Origin of the sequence: Streptomyces sp. P9(2023), from assembly GCF_032436795.1 — a bacterium.
Taxonomy (GTDB): domain Bacteria; phylum Actinomycetota; class Actinomycetes; order Streptomycetales; family Streptomycetaceae; genus Streptomyces.
Window position 1 is genome coordinate 1 of the sequence record NZ_JAUPWM010000109.1, and the last position, 759, is coordinate 759.

At 36.4% G+C, this 759-nt stretch carries 2 protein-coding genes; both read right to left on the reverse strand.

Features of this window, described 5'->3' with window-relative positions; genetic code table 11:
• On the reverse strand, window positions 1–374 hold a 374-nt coding region (locus Q5762_RS36860; RefSeq protein ID WP_315896681.1), incomplete at its 3' end, for a hypothetical protein.
• Window positions 371–718 carry a hypothetical protein gene (locus Q5762_RS36865; RefSeq protein ID WP_315887725.1) on the reverse strand — a complete coding sequence of 116 codons (348 nt, stop codon included), beginning with the start codon at window positions 716–718 and terminating at the stop codon, window positions 371–373. The genes Q5762_RS36860 and Q5762_RS36865, both read right to left, overlap by 4 nt.
• Window positions 719–759 lie beyond the last annotated feature (41 nt).

The window sequence follows — 759 nt, forward strand, 5'->3', positions numbered from 1 at the left end:
TTACTTGCTTCGATGACTTGCAAACGCGGCAACTCGCCATCGACTTTTGAAATATAAACGAATGCACATGAACCAATCAATGCAGATTGAATTGCAGTATCAAAAAATATATCTGGATTGTTTGCATTGAATATTTCTGTTGCGTTAAAATCATCGTTACCAAATTCACGGAAAACAATTCTATCTGCTAAGGCATCTACACCTTTTGTAGTCCATTCCAAGACTGACCGATAGGCGCTTTTAACGTTGTAAGGCATCACAATGCTCATTGTGTTGTCAACGTCTTGCATTGCATAATAACGATAGCGTTTTTCAACGCCCGTTTTATAAAGAGCTAACTTTCTACGCAGGAAGTTCATTCCGGTTTGCTTCATTTGATTTTCTCCATTATTAGTTTTTTAAATTCTGGATCGTGGATATCTATTCCTTCGATTAATGTCCTACCAACATATCCAAATTGCTTTTCGTTTTCTAAAAGCTCTTGCTTTTTCTTTTGGTAATATTTTTCAATATCACGTATTTTTTTAGGCTTAGTAGAGTTTTTGACATTAGTCTTTAACTCTGCTTCTTTACGTTCTTTTTCCTCTTTCCGCTTTTTCCGCATTAAGAGTTTCTGTTTTTCTGCAATACCTATTTTTCGGCATTCTTCGCTACAGTAAGTTGCACGGTTGGAAGTGGTCTCGAATGACTTTCCACACGTTGCGCATATTTTTTTCATCCGCTCTCCTTTCTACATCCTAACGTGAATAAAAATGTACA